The sequence below is a fragment of the Psychrobacillus sp. NEAU-3TGS genome (assembly GCF_029955155.1).
Classification (GTDB): Bacteria; Bacillota; Bacilli; order Bacillales_A; family Planococcaceae; genus Psychrobacillus.
Genome location: NZ_JAPNOZ010000012.1, coordinates 786772 through 805689, shown reverse-complemented (window position 1 = coordinate 805689; position 18918 = coordinate 786772). Strand labels below are relative to the sequence as shown.

The following is an 18918-nucleotide window of genomic DNA, read 5'->3' as shown; positions in this document are numbered from 1 at the left end:
GTGGATGGGTATACAATTAGCACAAAGAATGATCTCGTAAATATCTTTGTATCTATCGCAACAGACAAATTCTAAAACAAATTCAGCTATGTGGATAGATATAGGAGTTATAGGCCAAGCCACTTTTTTGAATAGTTTTCGCCCACCTTAGAAGGAAAGTTGTCCAATGCCCCACTAATGAAGAGCAGATGAACGCTTAATCGAAGGTAAAGTGGGGGAGTTCAATATACATAAGGAGATAAACTCAAATGGAGCATGTATTACAGCATTTTAGAAAAGAAGAGCAGCCTTTTATAGAGCAAGCCGTGAGCATGATGCATGAAGTAGAAAATAGATATGCACCGAAGCTGACTGATTTCTTAGATCCAAGACAACAATTTATCGTAGACTCTATTCGAAGACAATATGAAGTAATTGAATCAGAAGCGGATGGTGCGCTGGATCAAGCAGAACGAAAAAGGGTTTTATTGTACCCTTCTTATTTTGCACCAACAACCGAAGACTTCTCGATGGCTGTTGTGGAAGTAAAATACCCGACAAAGTTTGTTACGCTGAAGCATAAGGACGTACTAGGGGCCATGATGTCGTTAGGAATTGACCGAAGTAAATTTGGGGATATCCGAGTAGTAGATGGTGCTATTCAATTTGTTGTAGCTTCGGAAGTACTAGACTATGTACGAGCGAACTTCACGTCAATCGGAAAAGTGAAGGTACAAATGGAATTAGTGGAGGATCCGGAAAACTATTTTGACCAATCAGAAGAATGGTTAACCGAGACTTTAACAGTAAGCTCTTTACGATTAGATACAGTGCTTTCTGCTGTTTTTAATATTTCTCGTCAAAAATCTGCTTCTCTTATTTCCGGTGGGAAAGTGAAAGTGAACTGGGCAGAGAAAGATCAACCATCTTTGGAACTGCAGGAGCTTGATTTACTTTCTATTCGTGGATTAGGACGAGTTAAGTTATTAATGATGGAAGGAAGAACAAAAAAAGATAAAATTCGACTCCAAATAGGTCGTTTAGAGCAAAAAAAATAAATATATACAACAATCTTAGAAATTTAGATGTTTTCCCTCTGTCGTAAATGTATAATAGAGAGACGAATGATAGTCTAGTCAAAGGAGATGGAACAAATGCCATTAACACCACTTGATATACATAACAAGGAGTTTAGTAAAGGTTTTCGTGGATACAATGAAGATGAAGTAAACGAATTCCTTGATCAAATAATGAAAGATCTTGAAATCCTAATAAAAGAAAAAAAAGATCTAGAAACCAAATTAAAATCTTCAAGCGAAAAAGTTGGGCATTTCACATCGATTGAAGAGACTTTGCATAAGTCAATCGTTGTTGCTCAAGAAGCTGCTGAAGAAGTACGAAGAAACTCTCAAAAAGAAGCGAAGTTAATCGTAAAAGAAGCAGAAAAAAATGCGGATCGAATTGTCAATGAAGCACTATCCAAGGCAAGAAGAGTTGCGATAGAAATTGAGGAACTGAAAAAACAGTCAAAGGTTTTCCGCAATCGATTTAAAATGCTAGTAGAAGCACAATTGGATCTTATCAATACAGATGATTGGAACCATTTAATGGAGTACGATGTGGATACAGAAAGTCTGGATCGCGTTTCGGCAACAGAAGAATAATACAATTCTTGACTGTTGGACTTACATTTTCTATAATGATTTCATATCATATAAATATGCGTTGAAAAAGACGTCTAATATAGTTTCGAATAAGCGACTTGGGGATGGTGAGAGCCCAAGCAATGAAAATATTTTAGATTATCACTTTGGAGCAAGGATACCCAAAAACAAAGTAAGTGTCCTCGGTTTATGTCCCGTTATGGCATACTAAGCGGCGATTTCTAAAATAATCGCAAGTAGGGTGGTACCGCGAGCATAAACTTCTCGTCCCTTTTTGGGGATGAGGGTTTTTTTTGTTTTTAAAAAAACATTTGCCTGTCGGAGGCCTGCAGGAAGCAGGTTATGCAGTCGCGAAAAAAGATCGCGAACTTAGACAGTAGTCCTTCGACTAGGCGCTTACGCAAACAATTTAGGAGGAATTTAAATGGAGTACAAAGACACATTATTGATGCCGAAAACAGATTTCCCAATGCGCGGAAATTTACCTGCAAATGAACCAAAAATCCAAGAAAAATGGGATCAAATGGACATTAACAAATTACAGCTAGAGCGTACAGCGGATCGCCCAGAATTCGTTTTACATGATGGACCTCCATATGCTAACGGAGATATTCATATCGGGCACGCTTTAAACAAAGTATTAAAAGATATGATTGCTCGCCATCGTTCCATGACTGGTTACCATGTACCTTATGTACCAGGCTGGGATACACACGGATTACCAATCGAGCAAGCGTTGACTAATAAAGGTGTAAAGCGTAAAGAAATGACTGTTGCGGAATTCCGTGAGCTTTGTGAGAAGTATGCGTATGAGCAAATTGACAACCAACGTTCTCAATTCCGCCGTCTAGGAGTTCGCGGAGATTGGGAAAATCCTTATATTACATTGAAACCTGAATTTGAAGCTCGTCAAATTGAAGTGTTCGGTAGAATGGCTGAAAAAGGCTATATCTATAAAGGATTAAAACCAGTTTACTGGTCACCATCATCTGAATCTGCATTGGCAGAAGCAGAAATCGAATACCAAGATAAAAAATCTCCTTCTATTTATGTGAGCTTTGAAGTAAAAGATGCAAAAGGCGTTGTACCGGCAGATGCAAAATTCATTATTTGGACGACAACTCCTTGGACAATTCCAGCAAACTTAGGTATTTCTGTGCATCCAGAATTCACTTATGCAGTAGTACAAGTAGCAGACAATAAATTTATTGTGGCGAAAGACTTACTAGCTTCCTTAGCTGAAACTTTAGAGTGGGAAGCATATGAAGTGCTGCAAGAAGTAAAAGGGGCAGACCTGGAATATGTTGTGGCTAAGCACCCGATTTATGACCGTGATTCTCTTGTAATGATTGGAGAGCATGTAACAGCTGATGCGGGTACTGGCTGTGTACATACAGCACCAGGTCACGGGGAAGATGACTACTTAGTTGGTAAACAATACGGTTTGGATATTTTAAGTCCAGTTGATAATCGAGGCTGCTATACAGACGAGGCACCTGGGTTTGAAGGATTATTTTATGATGATGCAAACAAAGTTATCACAGAAAAACTTAAAGAGCTAGGTAGACTTGAAAAGTTAACTTTCTTTAAACATTCTTATCCACATGACTGGCGTACGAAAAAACCAGTTATTTATCGTGCTACACCACAATGGTTTGCTTCTATTGATGCATTCCGTGATGAATTATTACAAGCAGTTCGCGAAACAGCGTTTACACCTGCATGGGGTGAAACTCGACTGTATAATATGATTCGTGACCGTGGAGACTGGGTTATTTCTCGTCAGCGTGCATGGGGTGTACCGATTCCGATTTTTTACGCGGAAAATGGAGATCCAATTATCACTCCAGAAACAATTGCAAATGTCTCTAAATTGTTCCGTGAGCATGGGTCTAATATTTGGTTCCAAAAAGAAGCGAAAGAACTGTTACCAGAAGGCTTTACACATCCAAGTAGCCCAAATGGTCAATTTACAAAAGAAAATGATATTATGGATGTTTGGTTTGACTCAGGTTCCTCTCACCAAGGTGTGCTTGTAGAACGTGGGATGAAATATCCAGCTGACCTTTATTTAGAAGGCTCTGACCAGTATCGTGGATGGTTTAACTCATCTCTTATTACTAGTGTTGCGATTAATGGATACGCACCTTATAAAGGGCTGCTGTCTCACGGTTTCGTGTTAGACGGAGAAGGTCGTAAAATGAGTAAATCAGTTGGAAATGTTATTCTTCCTTCTAAAGTAATGAACCAATATGGTGCGGATATTTTACGTCTATGGGTTGCTTCGGTAGATTACACAGGTGACGTTCGAATTTCGATGGATATGTTAAAACAGGTTTCGGAAGTATATCGTAAAATTCGTAACACTTTCCGTTTCTTACATGGAAATGTTGCAGACTTCAACCCTGCAAAAGATCGTGTAGCATACGAAAATTTACGTGAAATGGATCAATACGTGTTTATGCGTTTGCAAGAAGTGTTAAAAACAGCTCGTGCAGCATATGATCGCTACGATTTCGCAGCAGTTTATCATGCAGTAAACAATTTCGTTGCTGGTGAGTTGAGCTCGTTCTATTTAGATGTTGCGAAGGATGTTGTATACATTTATGGGGCGGACCATCCGGATCGTCGTGCTATGCAAACAGTAATGTATGATACATTACTTACTTTATTGAAAGTAATGACACCAATCTTGCCGCATACAACAGATGAGCTTTGGGCTTATTTGGAGCATGAAACAGAAGAAAGTATTCAGTTAACGGATATGCCAGATGCAGTACAATATCCAAACTTCGAAAGCTTAGCTTCTAAATGGACGAAAATTATGGATTTACGTGACGATGTGTTAAAAGCATTGGAAGAAGCACGTAATGCAAAAACAATTGGTAAATCATTAGAAGCAAAAGTAACTTTATATGTGAAAGATGAATACAAATCATTGTTTGAAACAGATGCGATTGATTTTGCACAGTTATTCATCGTCTCTCAATTTGAGTTAGTGGAAGCTGCTGCTGAAAATAGTCTTGTACTTGAGCATGCATCTGTATTAGTAGAAAAAGCAGACGGCGAAAAATGTGAACGTTGCTGGACTATTTCTGAAACGGTTGGAACTAACGAAAAACACGCAACATTATGTGCGCGCTGTGCGGATGTAGTAGAAGAAAATTATATGTAAATATGAAATGTGGTCCTCTTACCAGGACTACATTTTTTGTTATTTAGGAAATGATAAAATTTATATTGTGTGTAAAGTTTTCTCAAAACAATGAAGCGCAGTATAGGGAAACTGTGCGGTAGTGTGTTTAATGAAGTGTCCGTTGGGATTTCCGCTACAGGGCGGACGCTTTCCGCCGGCTTGGCTTCAGCCGCTTCCTTCGCTACGCTCAGTCCAGGGTCTTCAGCTCAAGCTATTCCGGCTGGAGTCGTCGCCCTTTCACTACAATCAGTAAAGTCTGCTAATTACTAAGAAATGATGTACTAAATCTAGTACTATATTGTTTTTTTATAGGAAAACTATCATTAATTGAATAAGACTTACTTTTTAGTGATTATTAGTAGTTTCTATTGATTGGAGTGCAAGGCGGCGACACCTGCGGGCTCACCGCCCGCCCCGCGGTAAGCGTCCGCCTGGAGCGGAAATCAATTGCCTTTGCCGTATCTCTTTACTACGCAGTTTCCCTATACTGCAACTGAATTCAACCGTAATACTTAAAGAGACGCGAGTGCTTATTTCTTTTTCTGTTTTTTTACGAAATGTTGCATTGTATGGTAAACTAGGGAAGATTCTTTTAAATCGGGGGAATTTGATGTGTGGAAATTTTATGGAATAGCGGCAATTGTCATTGCCCTTGATCAGTGGACTAAATGGTTGATTGTTAAAAATATGGAACTAGGGGAACGTATCCCTATATTGGACCCTTATATTGCACTACTTTCTCATCGGAACAAGGGAGCAGCATGGGGAATGCTTCAAGGACAATTTAGCTTATTTGCTATTATCACAGTCATCGTTATTATCGGGATTATTTATTATTTTCATAAAGAAGCAAAAGGCAAGCCGGTATTTCAAGTCGGATTGATGATGCTACTCGGTGGAGCAATAGGAAATTTTATCGATCGAGTATGGAGAAGAGAAGTAGTCGATTTTGCCGATGTGTTAATACCAATTATTAATTATGATTTTCCGATTTTTAATGTTGCAGATGCGGCGTTATCAATTGGTGTAGTTATGGTAATAATATTCATAATAAAAGAAGAACGAGCAGAAAAGAAAAAGGTGAAGTAATGGAAGAATTTACATTTGTAATAGAAAAAGAACAAGCAAAAGAGAGAATTGACAAAGCAATAGCCTCTTTTGACACGGATTGGTCACGAACGCAAATCCAAAACTTTATAAAAGATGGACATGTGTTAGTTAATAACGAAGCTGCAAAATCGAATTATAAAGTAAAAGAAGGCGACGTTATTGTAATCACGCCTCCTGAAGCAATACCACTCGATATAGTTGCAGAAAACTTGAATTTACACATTGTCTATGAGGACGAAGATGTTGTAGTGGTGTATAAACCACGTGGAATGGTCGTTCATCCAGCTCCAGGACATACTAGTGGTACGCTTGTTAATGGGCTGATGTACCAAGTAAATGATTTATCCGGCATTAATGGAGTATTACGTCCAGGAATAGTTCACCGTATTGATAAAGATACGACTGGGTTATTAATGGTTGCCAAAAATGATGTCGCACATGAATCATTGGTAGACCAATTAGTGAAGAAAACAGTAACGCGTAAATATACGGCACTAGTGCATGGACATATTCCTCATGATAAAGGAACGATCGATGCTCCAATTGGGCGAGATAAAAAAGAGAGACAAAGCATGGCTGTTGTAGATAACGGAAAGCATGCAGTGACGCATTTCCGTGTATTAGAACGCTTCAATAAATATACGTTAGTAGAGTGTCAATTGGAAACAGGAAGAACGCATCAAATTCGTGTGCATATGAAATATATTGGGCATCCACTAGCGGGAGATCCAAAATACGGTCCGAAGAAAACAATTGATTTTAACGGTCAAGTATTACACGCAGGTGTTTTAGGATTTGTTCAACCAAAAACAGGTGAGTATTTAGAGTTTTCTTCCCCACTTCCGGAGGATTTCGAAAATTTATTGCAAGATTTGAGAAAACAATCCTTGCTAAAAGAAGACTAGTAGCTTATACTGTAAAAAGAAAATCGAATAGCTTCACCTTTAATAACAGTCCAGAGAGGCTGAGAAGGTATATGTGAAAGTGACTCACTATTAGTCTGCGGACTTTTTAAGTGTGTCTCACCCTATTTAATCATGCGCATACAACCTCTTGGGCTTCTCTAGCTCAGGAGGTTTTTTATATTTTGGAAAGGGGAAATGAAGAAAGATGCCAGAAAAAGCGAGCATTTTAGATGAACAATCGATTAAACGTGCACTTACACGAATTGCACATGAAATTATTGAACGGAACAAAGGAATAGAGCAGTGTATACTCGTCGGTATAAAAACGAGAGGTGCTTTCTTAGCGAAACGACTCGCGAAGCGAATCGAGGAAATAGAAGGCAAAGCTATTAAAACAGGGGAACTTGATATAACGCTATATAGAGATGACTTATCCTTAAAAAATGGAACAGACGAACCATTAGTACAGGAAGTAGATATAACACATGATGTGTCAGATAAAAAAGTAATCCTTGTCGATGATGTACTATACACAGGAAGAACGGTTCGAGCTGCAATGGATGCAGTAATGGATTTAGGAAGACCTGCACAAATACAACTTGCAGTTTTAATAGACCGCGGACACCGAGAGCTTCCTATACGAGCTGATTATGTTGGGAAGAACATACCGACTTCAAGCAGCGAACGAATTGTTGTGAAAGTATCAGAAAAAGATGGTGTAGATGCTGTTACTATTTTCGAGTAATAATTTTATAGAAAAGGGTAGGAATATTTCATGTCAAATACCGTATTAGATGTAAATGAAAAACCATCTGGAGGACAACTAATCACATTAAGCTTCCAGCATATGTTCGCCATGTTCGGTTCTACTATCTTAGTACCACAGCTAGTAGGTTTAAGTCCTGCAATCGCGTTACTTACGAGTGGTATAGCGACAATATTCTTCTTATTAATAACCAAATTTCAAGTACCCGCTTATTTGGGATCATCCTTTGCTTTTATTGCACCAATCATACTTGCGACCCAGATAGGTGGAGTAGGAAGTGCAATGATAGGTGGTATGCTAGTCGGTATTACTTACGGCATAGTGTCGCTGATCATTTGGAAGAGTGGATACAAATGGATTATGAAACTATTACCACCAATTGTAGTAGGTCCAGTTATTATGGTTATCGGTTTAGGACTTGCAGGCGTAGCAGTTGATATGGCGATGAATATTCCCATTCCGGATACGGATTTAAAGGAGTATAGCTTCATCCATTTCACAGCAGCATTAGTAACATTACTAACAGCAGTTTTTTGTACAGTTTATTTTAAAAATATTTTAAGTACAATGCCGATATTAATTGGTTTAATAGTAGGATATATATACTCGGCAGCCATTGGAATAATTGATTATTCTGCAGTGAAGGAAGCAGCTTGGTTTGAAGTTCCAGCCTTTTTAATACCTGGAGTAGATTATGATTTTGTCATTACTCCTCATTTGATATTAATCATGGTGCCAATAGTGATCGTCACAATATCCGAACATATCGGTCACCAGCTTGTACTAGGAAAAGTAGTAAATCGTGATTATATTAAAGAGCCGGGATTACATAGATCTTTGCTCGGAGATGGTTTTGGTACATTTGTCAGCGCATTAATCGGTGGCCCACCGAAGACGACATATGGTGAAAATATCGGAGTCCTAGCTATAACAAGAGTGTATAGTGTGTATGTCATTATGGGAGCAGCAGTAATCGCTATCCTATTATCATTCTTCGGTAAAGCAATGGCTGTTATAGCAACAATCCCTACAGCAGTTCTTGGTGGAGTATCGATTCTATTATTCGGAATAATAGCTGCAAGTGGTTTAAGAATGTTAGTAGAAGCAAACGTAGACTTTGGGAATAGTAGAAACTTAGTTATCGCGTCTGTGATTTTGGTAATCGGAATCGGTGGAGCAAAATTCGTCGTGACTGAATCTTTAAGCATAGAAGGGATGGCTCTAGCAGCAATCATCGGGGTTATACTAAACTTAGTATTACCAGGTAGAAAAGCAGCAGAAACACAGGATTTAGAAAACTGAATAAATAACCTTTTAATAAGTTGAACAGAGAGTCAGCAAAAGGTTCGGATAGACTAGTTGGAACTTCGTTAAGAGATTCCTTTACTTGCCTATGCTTAAACGGACCTTCTTGAGACTTTTCAAGAAGTTTTTTTTATAGGAAAGAGGGGGATTAAGTTGGAAAACTTACTATCAATGAAAGATTTATCGATTGAAAATTTAGTATCAATGAAAGATTTATCGGTTGAACAAATAACAGCAATATTAGAACAGGCAAAAGCTTTTCGAGAAGGTGCTGCCTCGTCATTGAAAAATAAATATACAATGTCTAATTTATTTTTTGAACCAAGTACTCGTACGAAAATGAGTTTCGAAGTGGCAGAACGAAAGTTAGGGTTAACTGTAATTCCTTTTGAATCAGGCTTTTCCAGTACATTAAAAGGAGAGACGCTTTACGATACAGTAAAAGTTTTAGAAGCAATCGGGATAGATGCTGTAGTAGTAAGACATGAACAAAACAATTTTTTTGAAGAGTTAGTAGGAAAAACGAAAGTTGCTATTATCAACGGCGGGGATGGAACGGGTAATCATCCAACACAAAGTCTTCTCGACATCTTCACGATTTGGGAAGAGTTTGGGACCGTGCAGAACAAAACTATCACTATAGTTGGAGATATAGCACATAGCCGAGTTGCAAAATCGAACGCAGATGCCCTTTCAAGGCTTGGAGCTAAAGTACAGTTTGTTTGTCCGCCTGAATGGCAAGGAGATTTCAACTGTATCCACGATTTCGATGAAGTAATTGAATCCAGTGATGTGGTAATGTTGCTTCGAGTTCAACATGAAAGACATGAAGTAAGTGGGATATTCTCTAAAGAAGACTATCACCAAACATACGGTTTAACAGTGGAAAGAGAACGAAAAATGAAAGATGGAGCCATCATTATGCATCCAGCTCCATTTAATCGAGATGTGGAAATCGCGAGTGAATTAGTAGAATGTGACCGCTCTAGAATTTTTAAGCAAATGGAAAATGGCGTGTATGTCCGAATGGCGATCACTGAAATGATATTGAAAGGGAGAGAATAACATGACAAAAATTATACAAAACGTTCAAATAGTTAACAATGCAGGAGACTTCGAAAAAACTTCGGTTATCATCAAAGAAGGAAAAATAGCAGAAATCGGAGCAAGTGTAACGGCGGAACATGCAACTGTTATAGACGGAAAAGGAATGCTTCTCTCTCCTGGATTAATCGATGTCCATGTCCATTTACGTGAGCCAGGCGGTGAGCATAAAGAAACGATTGAAACAGGGACGAAATCTGCTGCTAGAGGTGGATACACAACGATTTGTGCAATGCCGAATACAAGACCTGTACCTGATACCGCGGAAAACTTCTCACATGTACTAGATTTAATAGAAACAAATGCACTAGTGCGAGTACTACCATATGCATCGATTACGATATGCCAAGCTGGAAAAGAAAGAACTAATATTGAAGAGTTGAAAAATCTTGGAGCATTTGCTTTAACGGATGACGGAGTTGGAATACAAGCGGCAGGAACTATGCTAGAAGCAATGGAGGAAGCTGCGAAATTTAATATCCCGGTTGTAGCACATTGTGAAGACAATACACTTATTTACGGTGGTGTGATGCATAAAGGAAAACGTAACGAGGAATTAGGGTTAAAAGGAATTCCATCCGTTTCGGAATCAGTACATATTGCGCGAGATATTCTACTCGCTGAAGCTGCAGGAGCACACTATCATGTGTGTCACGTAAGCACAAAAGAATCTGTGCGTGTAATAAGAGATGCTAAAAGAGCAGGAGTTCATGTCACAGCAGAAGTAAGTCCTCACCATTTATTGCTTTGTGAAGACGATATTCCATCCAATGAGGCAATTTGGAAAATGAATCCTCCGCTCCGAGCGAAAGAGGATATGCTTGCTCTGCGTGAAGGCTTGCTAGATGGCACACTCGATTTTGTAGCAACAGATCATGCACCACACTCAGAGGAAGAAAAAGCAGCTGGCTTTGAAAAAGCTCCGTTCGGTATTGTCGGACTTGAAACAGCTTTCCCACTTTTATATACACATTTCGTAAAAACAGGTGAGTGGACTTTAAAGCAATTACTTGACTCTTTAACGACTAAACCATCTGAAGTTTTCGGCTTTGAATTTGGGAAGCTAGAAGTCGGAGCACCTGCAGATTTAGTTTTAATAGATTTAGAAAAAGAGCAAGCAATTGATAAGGAAGCATTTTTATCCAAAGGGAAAAACACACCATTTGACGGATGGAATTGTGCGGGATGGCCGCAAGTAACTATTTATAATGGAGAAATCGTTTGGCAGGAGGAGAACTGATGAAAACAAGATATTTGCTGCTGGAAGACGGGACTGTATTTAAAGGAAATGCATTTGGAAGCGAAGAAGGATCAATTGGAGAAGTAATATTCACTACTGCAATGACAGGCTATCAAGAATCCATTTCAGACCCATCGAACTGTGGTCAAATCTTGACATTTACGTATCCGATGGTTGGAAACTACGGGATTAACCCAGATGATTTTGAATCAATCGAGCTTGCTCTTTCAGGAGTAGTAATTAGAGAGCTTGCAGAACAGCCATCCAATTTTAGAAGCCAACGTACATTAGACGAATTTTTGAAGACAAAAAATGTGCCGGGTATTGAAGGGATCGATACACGAAAATTAACGCGTATCATCCGCAATCATGGATCTTTAAAAGGGAAGCTTACAAAAGCCGGAGAAGAAGTGAATATCGAACAGGAAATAGAAAAACTTAAGGCTACTATTATCCTCAAAAATGTAGTAGAACAAGTCTCTATTACCCGTCCATATCCAAGCCCAGGTCGTGGCAAAAGAGTTGTATTAGTTGACTTTGGCATGAAACATGGCATTTTAAGAGAGTTAAATAAACGGGATTGTGACATTATAGTCGTGCCGTACAACACATCTGCAAAAGAAATTTTAGGCATGTCTCCTGACGGAGTTATGCTTTCAAACGGTCCTGGAGATCCGACTGATATTCCAAAAGCAATCGAAATGGTAAAAGAGATTATCGGGCAAGTACCTATTTTTGGCGTATGTCTAGGACATCAACTTATTTCTCTTGCAAGTGGTGCTACCTCTTTCAAATTGAAATTTGGACATCGCGGGGGGAATCATCCAGTAAAAGATTTAACTACTGGTAGAACAGAACTTACCTCTCAAAACCATGGGTACGCAATTAATGCAGATTCGATTGCACGTACTGATTTGCAAATAACACATATCGCTTTAAATGACGGTACTGTGGAAGGTGTCAAACATACTAAGTATCCAGTATTTTCTGTGCAGTTCCACCCAGAAGGCTCATCGGGTCCAGAGGATTCCGCTCATTTATTTGACCAATTCATCGAGTTAATGAATGCTAACGAGCAAAAGGAGAGTTCACATGCCTAAACGTCAAGATATTGAAACAATATTAGTAATTGGTTCAGGTCCAATTGTCATTGGTCAAGCAGCTGAATTTGACTACGCTGGAACACAAGCTTGTATTTCATTGAAAGAAGAAGGATATCGAGTAATTCTAGTAAACTCAAACCCTGCAACGATTATGACAGATACGGAAATAGCAGATAAAGTATATATCGAACCACTCACTTTACCTTTTGTAAGCAAAATAATTCGTAAAGAACGTCCCGATGCGATTCTACCAACACTTGGTGGTCAAACAGGATTGAATATGGCCATTGCACTAGATGAATCAGGTATTTTAGACGAACTAGGAATTGAAATTTTAGGTACGAAGCTTGAAGCAATTCACAAAGCGGAAGACCGTGATTTGTTCCGTACTTTAATGAATGAACTAGGGGAGCCTGTACCAGAAAGTGACATTATTCATAATTTGGATGAAGCAAAAGCATTCGTAGAAAAAATCGGATATCCTGTAATCGTGCGCCCTGCTTTCACGCTAGGTGGAACGGGAGGCGGTATATGTCATAATGATGCGGACTTGCAAGAAATTGTGACAAGCGGTTTAAAATATAGCCCCGTAACGCAGTGTTTATTGGAAAAATCGATTGCCGGTTACAAAGAGATTGAATACGAAGTAATGCGCGACTCTGCGGATAACGCAATTGTGGTATGTAATATGGAAAATGTAGACGCAGTTGGAATTCATACAGGAGATTCGATTGTTGTTGCCCCAACACAAACACTTTCAGACCGTGAAAACCAAATGCTCCGTAACGTTTCACTTAAAATTATTCGAGCATTAAAAATAGAAGGCGGATGTAATGTACAATTAGCCCTTGATCCGCACAGCTTCAATTACTATATTATCGAAGTGAACCCTCGTGTAAGTCGTTCATCTGCACTTGCTTCTAAAGCGACGGGATATCCAATTGCAAAACTTGCTGCAAAAATTGCTGTTGGATTAACATTAGACGAAATGATGAACCCAGTAACAGAAAAGACTTATGCTTGCTTTGAACCTGCGCTAGATTATATTGTAGCGAAAATTCCAAGATGGCCATTCGATAAATTCGAGTTAGCTAAACGTAATCTAGGAACGCAAATGAAAGCTACTGGAGAAGTAATGTCGCTAGGGCGCACGTTTGAAGAAGCAATTTTAAAATCAGTTCGTTCCCTTGAAACTGGTCATTTCCATATCGAAATGAAAAATGCAGAATCTATTACAGATGAGTGGATGGAAAAACGTATTCGTCGAGCTGGTGACGAGCGATTATTCTTCATCGGAGAAGCGCTACGCAGAGGAGTATCAGTAGAGCAAATTCATGAGTGGAGTCAAATCGATTTATTTTTCTTAAATAAACTACAAAATATTGTACAGTTCGAAAAAGTGATTCAAGCAAATCCATTTGATCAAGAAGTGCTATACAAAGCAAAACGTATGGGCTTTGCCGATAAAACAATCGCGAAATATTGGAATGTACAGGAGATAGAAGTATACAACTTTAAGAAAGAAAATGGCATCGTTCCAGTTTATAAAATGGTTGATACTTGTGCAGGAGAATTTGAATCAGAAACGCCATACTTCTACGGAACGTATGAAGAAGAAAACGAATCCATTCGTACAGACAAAGAAAGTGTTATCGTGCTTGGATCAGGTCCTATTCGTATCGGTCAGGGGGTGGAATTCGACTACGCAACGGTTCACTCAGTTTGGGCAATTAAAGAAGCTGGGTACGAAGCGATTATTATAAATAACAACCCAGAAACGGTTTCGACTGATTTCTCTATCTCCGATAAATTATACTTTGAACCTTTAACGGTGGAAGATGTAATGCATATCGTAGACCTAGAACAACCAAAAGGGGTAGTCGTACAATTTGGCGGTCAAACAGCGATCAACTTAGCGGCTGCTTTAGAAGAAAGAGGCGTTAAAATTCTAGGTACTAAACTAGAGGATATCGACCGTGCAGAAAATCGTAACGAATTTGAGGCTGCTCTACATGAAATTGATATTCCACAACCACTTGGTAAAACGGCAGTTTCTATAGAAGAAGCAGTAGCAATTGCAAACGAAATCGGCTATCCAGTACTTGTTAGACCTTCATATGTGCTAGGTGGTCGAGCAATGCAGATCGTCTATAACGAAGAAGAGATTCAACATTATATGGAGCATGCGGTAGAGGCAAGTCCAGAAAAACCAGTGTTAGTCGACCGTTACTTAACTGGAACGGAAGTTGAAGTAGACGCCATTTGTGATGGAGAAAACGTATTAATACCAGGAATTATGGAGCATATTGAACGCGCAGGAGTGCACTCTGGTGACTCGATTGCAGTTTATCCACCACAAAAACTTTCGCAACAGCATATTGATACACTTGTGGACTATACAACTAGACTTGCAAAAGGATTGAAAATTATAGGATTGATGAATATCCAATACGTCATTTCAAAAGATGAAGTATATGTGATTGAAGTGAATCCACGCTCCAGCCGAACAGTACCGTTTTTAAGTAAAATCACTTCTATTCCAATGGCAAATATCGCAACCAAAGCAATTTTAGGTCAATCTATTATAGAGCAAGGCTACAAACCAGGACTTGCTCCGAATAGTCAAGGTGTATACGTAAAAGTGCCAGTATTCAGTTTTGCGAAGCTTCGTCGTGTAGATATTACACTTGGACCAGAGATGAAATCGACTGGGGAAGTGATGGGGAAAGATATCACTTTAGAGAAAGCATTATACAAAGGCTTAGTGGCTGCTGGAATGGAAATAAAAGATCATGGCTCTGTATTAATGACTATTTCGGATAAAGATAAAGCAGAAGGAACGGAAATTGCTAAACGATTCTATAATATTGGCTTCCGCATAATTGCGACAGCCGGAACTGCAGCAGCATTTCAAACAGCAGGAATTCCAGTAGATATCGTAGATAAAATTGGATCAAAAGGCACGACAATAGTAGATGTGATACAAAAAGGCGACGCACAATTTGTTATCAACACACTAACAAAAGGGATGCAGCCAGAACGCGACGGCTTCCGTATCCGAAGAGAATCCGTTGAAAATGGTATTGCATGTTTTACATCCTTAGATACTGCAGAAGCAATGTTACGAGTTATTGAATCAATGGCTTTTTCAACAAATACGATGAAACGTGAGGAGGTTCGTTCATGATTAGACAGGAACAAATGCAAGTAGTAAATCAACAACAAATCGCGACGAACATTTTCGAGCTAACATTAATTGGAAAACAAGTATTAGATATGAAGCAACCAGGTCAATTTGTCCATCTACGTGTGTCTGATCAAATGGAGCCATTACTTAGAAGACCGATTAGTATTTCGTCAATAGATAAAGAAACGTTGGAGTTTAAAATGATTTATCGTGCAGACGGAAGAGGAACTACACTTCTTTCAAAAAAGAGACCAGGAGACCAAGTCGATGTACTTGGTCCTCTTGGAAATGGATTTCCGATAGATAAGATAGAAGCAGGTCAAACTGCGTTACTTGTTGGAGGAGGAATTGGTGTACCACCACTTTATGAGTTATCAAAACGACTTGTAGAAAAAGGAGTAAAACCAATTCATGTGCTTGGATTCCAATCAAAGGATGTTGTATTTTACGAAAGGGAATTTGGGCAGCTGGGAAATACATATATTGTCACGGTAGATGGATCGCATGGATATAAAGGCTTTGTTACAAATGTGCTAGAAAACTTAGAGGAAGATTTTGCTGTTTACTATAGCTGTGGACCAACGCCAATGCTTTCTGCTTTAGAAAAAATGTATCCAGAAAAAGAAGGATACTTATCATTCGAAGAGCGAATGGGCTGCGGAATTGGCGCTTGTTTTGCATGCGTATGTGAAACGACAGAAAAAACGGAAGCTGATTATGTGAAGGTATGTTCAGATGGTCCAGTGTTCGAGTCAGGAGTGGTTCGTGTATGAATAGATTAGCGGTTGAATTACCAGGACTTTCATTGAAAAATCCCATCATGCCGGCTTCTGGTTGCTTCGGTTTTGGGAAAGAATATGCGAAATTGTATAATCTATCGCAACTTGGAGCAATTATGATTAAAGCTACAACATTAGAAACAAGATTAGGAAACCCGACTCCTCGTGTAGCGGAAACACCTGCAGGTATGTTAAATGCCATAGGGCTACAAAATCCCGGTTTAACGAAAGTAATGGAAAATGAACTTCCTTGGTTAGAGCAATATGATGTGCCAATTATCGCAAATGTTGCTGGAACATTAATGGAAGATTATGTGGGAGTTGCCAAAAGCATTTCACAAGCACCAAATGTGCATGCACTAGAATTAAACATCTCTTGTCCAAATGTTAAGCAAGGTGGCATTACATTTGGAACAGATCCAGTAGTTGCAGAAGAGTTAACTCGTGCTGTAAAAGAAGTTTCTTCTGTACCTATATACGTTAAACTTTCTCCGAATGTCACAAATGTAAATGAAATCGCAAAAGCAGTTGAAGCAGGCGGTGCAGATGGAATCACGATGATTAATACATTACTTGGTATGCGTTTTGATACGAAAACAGGTCGACCTGTCATCGCAAACGTAACAGGCGGATTATCTGGTCCAGCGATTAAACCCGTTGCCCTGCGTATGGTCTATGAGGTAGCAAAACAAGTGTCGATTCCGATTATAGGAATGGGCGGTGTTTCAACGATTGATGATGTCATTGACTTTTTATCTGCTGGAGCTAGTGCAGTTGCTGTAGGTACGGCAAACTTCGTGGATCCATTTATTTGCCCAAATTTAATCGAGCAGCTGCCAGAAAAGTTGGATGAGCTTGGATTTAAAACCGTTTCAGAACTAGTTGGAAGGAGTCATCGATTATGAAAAATAGCCCAATTATAGCGTTAGATTTTGCTTCAGCAAATGATGCTTACAGCTTTTTATCACCTTTTGAACAATCTCTATTTGTGAAAGTAGGAATGGAGCTTTATTTACAAGAAGGACCTGCTATTGTTTATAGATTGAAAGAAATGGGACATGATGTATTTCTGGATTTGAAATTGCACGATATTCCTAATACAGTCGGTCAAGCGATGAAAGGACTAGCAAGATTAGGAGCAGATTTAGTTAATGTCCACGCTGCAGGAGGTGCGGCAATGATGGTTGCCGCACGTGAAGGATTAGAAGCAGGAACATCTGCTGGCAATAAAAGACCTTCTATACTCGCTGTAACACAGCTAACCTCTACGTCAGAAAAACAAATGCAGGAAGAGCAGCTGATCCAAACGTCTATCGATGCATCTGTTGTCCATTATGCAAAACTAGCAAAAAGTGCTGGCTTAGACGGAGTTGTTTGCTCAGTGCTTGAAGCTAAGCAAATCGTAGAAGCATGCGGTAATGAATTTTTGCGAGTAACACCAGGCATTCGCTTAGCAGAAGGAGAGGCCCACGATCAAATTCGTGTAGCAACTCCCTCTAATGCAAGATTGCTAGGTTCATCACATATCGTAGTAGGACGAGCAATTACAAAAGCAGAAAACCCAGTAGAATCTTATAAAAACATATTCAAAATGTGGGAGGAACAAGCATGACATTAGAAAATACAATCGCAAAAGCATTGTTCGAAGTAGGAGCAGTCGAATTAAAACCAAATGATCCTTTCACATGGGCATCCGGCATTAAATCACCAATCTACTGTGATAACCGCATTACGATGTCATCACCAGCAATTCGAAAAGAAATTGCAAGAGGACTAGCAGAAGCAATCGAAAAAAACTTCCCAGGAACAGAAGCAATAGCTGGAACAGCAACAGCAGGTATCCCACATGCTGCATGGGTAAGTGACGTCCTTGAACTTCCAATGATGTATGTTCGTTCAAAAGCAAAAGAACATGGTCGTGGCAATCAAATCGAAGGTAAAATTGTCGAGGGACAAAAAGTAGTAGTTATCGAAGATTTAATCTCCACAGGTGGAAGCAGCTTAGTCGCTGTAGAAGCATTGCAAAATGAAGGCTTTGAAGTACTCGGAGTAGTAAGCATATTCACATATGGTCTCCCGAAAGCGGAGCAAGCATTTAAAGAAGCAGGCATTTCCTTTGTAAGTTTAACGAATTATGATGCACTGACAAACGCAGCAAAAGAAGCGGGCACTATTGCAGAATCAGACTTGCCAATGCTTTCCAAATGGCATAATGATTTAAAAGAAGGATTGTTGAAATAAAAGTGAATACGCAAGCAGGTAAACGATAAATTTACTTGCTTGTGTTTTTTTATGGTTAGGAGAGCGCAGCAAATTCTCGCCAAAACACCAAACATAAAAAAATGAGTCACAGTGATAGGCGTCTCACGCCAAGAAAGCTTGTTATTTTAAGATTTGGTTGCTCTTACGCTAAACTGATTGCTTTCCGTCTAATACTGGTTGCTTTGCTTGACAGTTTGATAGCCCTTATCCATTTTCTGTATCTGTTCATAAACACTTTTTGAACGCTAAAATTATGAAAGTTTACAGACATACTGGTTAATATATGGTATGTTTAATGGAAATTATATCCGATTAAAA

15 protein-coding genes and 1 other annotated feature are annotated in these 18918 nt (G+C 39.1%); all 15 genes read left to right on the top strand.

Translation table 11 applies throughout. From position 1 onward, the window contains the following. The first annotated feature begins 248 nt into the window (after window positions 1-248). Complete coding sequence (locus OR571_RS20340) at window positions 249-1037, top strand: YlmH family RNA-binding protein (RefSeq protein WP_282245563.1); 789 nt, start codon at window positions 249-251, stop codon at window positions 1035-1037. Between the two features lie 96 nt (window positions 1038-1133). Further along, window positions 1134-1643 carry a DivIVA domain-containing protein gene (locus OR571_RS20335; protein WP_282245561.1) on the top strand — a complete coding sequence of 170 codons (510 nt, stop codon included), beginning with the start codon at window positions 1134-1136 and terminating at the stop codon, window positions 1641-1643. 52 nt (window positions 1644-1695) lie between these two features. Further along, window positions 1696-1918, top strand: a binding site (T-box leader). Window positions 1919-2067: 149 nt separating this feature from the next. Continuing rightward, window positions 2068-4818 (top strand): isoleucine--tRNA ligase, encoded by a 2751-nt coding sequence (ileS, locus tag OR571_RS20330; protein ID WP_282245559.1) that lies wholly within the window; start codon window positions 2068-2070, stop codon window positions 4816-4818. Window positions 4819-5451: 633 nt separating this feature from the next. Then, the gene (gene lspA, locus OR571_RS20325) at window positions 5452-5928 is read left to right on the top strand and encodes a signal peptidase II (RefSeq protein WP_282245557.1); all 477 of its coding nucleotides are present in this window, start codon (window positions 5452-5454) and stop codon (window positions 5926-5928) included. Then, window positions 5928-6854 (top strand): RluA family pseudouridine synthase, encoded by a 927-nt coding sequence (locus tag OR571_RS20320; RefSeq protein ID WP_282245555.1) that lies wholly within the window; start codon window positions 5928-5930, stop codon window positions 6852-6854. Before lspA ends, OR571_RS20320 begins: the two co-directional genes overlap by 1 nt. 205 nt (window positions 6855-7059) lie before the next feature. Continuing rightward, window positions 7060-7599: a bifunctional pyr operon transcriptional regulator/uracil phosphoribosyltransferase PyrR gene (gene pyrR, locus OR571_RS20315; RefSeq protein WP_282245553.1), complete on the top strand. Its 540-nt coding sequence runs from the start codon at window positions 7060-7062 to the stop codon at window positions 7597-7599. 30 nt (window positions 7600-7629) lie between these two features. Beyond that, a complete protein-coding gene (locus OR571_RS20310) occupies window positions 7630-8922 on the top strand; it encodes a uracil-xanthine permease family protein (RefSeq protein ID WP_282245551.1) in 1293 nt (430 codons plus the stop codon). A 189-nt stretch (window positions 8923-9111) separates the two neighbouring features. Further along, a complete protein-coding gene (locus OR571_RS20305) occupies window positions 9112-9990 on the top strand; it encodes an aspartate carbamoyltransferase catalytic subunit (protein WP_282246321.1) in 879 nt (292 codons plus the stop codon). A 1-nt stretch (window position 9991) separates the two neighbouring features. Beyond that, window positions 9992-11269, top strand: a complete 1278-nt coding sequence (locus tag OR571_RS20300) for a dihydroorotase (RefSeq protein WP_282245549.1) — start codon at window positions 9992-9994, stop codon at window positions 11267-11269. After that, window positions 11269-12369, top strand: coding sequence for a carbamoyl phosphate synthase small subunit (locus OR571_RS20295; RefSeq protein WP_282245547.1), 1101 nt, complete (start codon window positions 11269-11271; stop codon window positions 12367-12369). The genes OR571_RS20300 and OR571_RS20295 overlap by 1 nt, the downstream gene beginning before the upstream one ends. Beyond that, window positions 12362-15559 carry a carbamoyl-phosphate synthase large subunit gene (gene carB, locus OR571_RS20290; protein WP_282245545.1) on the top strand — a complete coding sequence of 1066 codons (3198 nt, stop codon included), beginning with the start codon at window positions 12362-12364 and terminating at the stop codon, window positions 15557-15559. Before OR571_RS20295 ends, carB begins: the two co-directional genes overlap by 8 nt. Then, on the top strand, window positions 15556-16332 hold the full coding sequence (locus OR571_RS20285; RefSeq protein ID WP_282245543.1) for a dihydroorotate dehydrogenase electron transfer subunit: 777 nt from the start codon (window positions 15556-15558) through the stop codon (window positions 16330-16332). Before carB ends, OR571_RS20285 begins: the two co-directional genes overlap by 4 nt. Continuing rightward, window positions 16329-17243, top strand: a complete 915-nt coding sequence (locus OR571_RS20280; protein ID WP_282245542.1) for a dihydroorotate dehydrogenase — start codon at window positions 16329-16331, stop codon at window positions 17241-17243. Before OR571_RS20285 ends, OR571_RS20280 begins: the two co-directional genes overlap by 4 nt. Then, the gene (gene pyrF / locus OR571_RS20275; RefSeq protein WP_282245540.1) at window positions 17240-17950 is read left to right on the top strand and encodes an orotidine-5'-phosphate decarboxylase; all 711 of its coding nucleotides are present in this window, start codon (window positions 17240-17242) and stop codon (window positions 17948-17950) included. The genes OR571_RS20280 and pyrF overlap by 4 nt, the downstream gene beginning before the upstream one ends. Beyond that, a complete protein-coding gene (gene pyrE, locus OR571_RS20270; RefSeq protein ID WP_282245538.1) occupies window positions 17947-18579 on the top strand; it encodes an orotate phosphoribosyltransferase in 633 nt (210 codons plus the stop codon). The genes pyrF and pyrE overlap by 4 nt, the downstream gene beginning before the upstream one ends. Window positions 18580-18918 lie beyond the last annotated feature (339 nt).